We start from the raw sequence: 1048 nt of genomic DNA on the forward strand, positions 1-1048 counted from the left end.
CATATTTCGCCAATAATTGATCAACTAATCCAAGACGGTAAGCTCCTACCATGCATTGGTTCTTACGATCCCACACAAACAGGTGCAGGTAATCATGATCGAAATGATCGATGTCTATCGCTTGTCCGGTCCCTTCGCCAACTTGACGGAAATTATGTTCTCGCAAGCGGCCAATTTCATGCAGGAGAGATGGGATCTGCTGTGCGCTGGCGCAGTACACGTCGAACTCGCCATTTTGAAGCAATTGGGTTTCTGTCGGTAAGCTGTGCAGCTCTTCAAGCAATTGGCCTATGGGTAACCCTGCCGCAATAGGTAAGAGATCATTGTCTGAGACCGTTTGCTGAGTGGCACTTACATCGCGGTTAAGCAGATAGGTGTTAAGCCTCAGATAATTGACGATCTGATCATCGTTGAGGTTATTGAGTTCTTTAAACTTGATTGCTTGCCCAAAGGACAACTCAATGGTTTTTGCGCTCTTGTTGAGTAGCTCTCTTCCTAACATCAAGGTGCGTAAAAGAGGGTGGATTTTACCTGCCATGTAGAAGCGTTTTGAGTTCTGCCCACGAATGAAGACGGGAACAGTGACTGCTTTGTTCTTACGAATTAATGCACTGACACTGCGGCTCCATTCTTTGTCTTCTAAACGCTGTTGTTTGGCATCCACCAACTGCGACACTTCACCCGCAGGGAAAACTAATAACAAGCCGCCATTCGCAAGGTGTTTGTTGGCTGCTCTAAGTGCCTTCATGTTCGACTTGACCGCATCTTTGCCCTCGAATACGTCGACACCAATAAAAAGTTGGTCGAGCTCTGGCACGGTTTTTAGGTACTGATTCGCTAAAATTTGGATATCGTCTCGTACCATCAACAGTAGTTCGGCGAGAATCACGCCTTCAACACAGCCGAGAGGGTGATTCGCCACAATGACGGTTGCGCCTTGCTTTGGCACTGCGTCGAGCGAACCATGGGCAATGCGATAGTCGATACCCAAAATATCCAGTGTGAATCGCAAGAAAGTTTTGGTATCCGTATTCACGGGGCGTTGGGC

Annotated in this window: 1 protein-coding gene; it reads right to left on the reverse strand. The window is 47.5% G+C overall.

Features of this window, described 5'->3' with window-relative positions; genetic code table 11:
• Positions 1–1048: lysophospholipid acyltransferase family protein (locus R7E42_RS25540; protein WP_318073316.1), on the reverse strand; the 1048-nt coding region annotated here is incomplete at both ends.

Origin of the sequence: Vibrio sp. Vb1337 (assembly GCF_033338715.1) — a bacterium.
Lineage (GTDB): Bacteria > Pseudomonadota > Gammaproteobacteria > Enterobacterales > Vibrionaceae > Vibrio > Vibrio alginolyticus.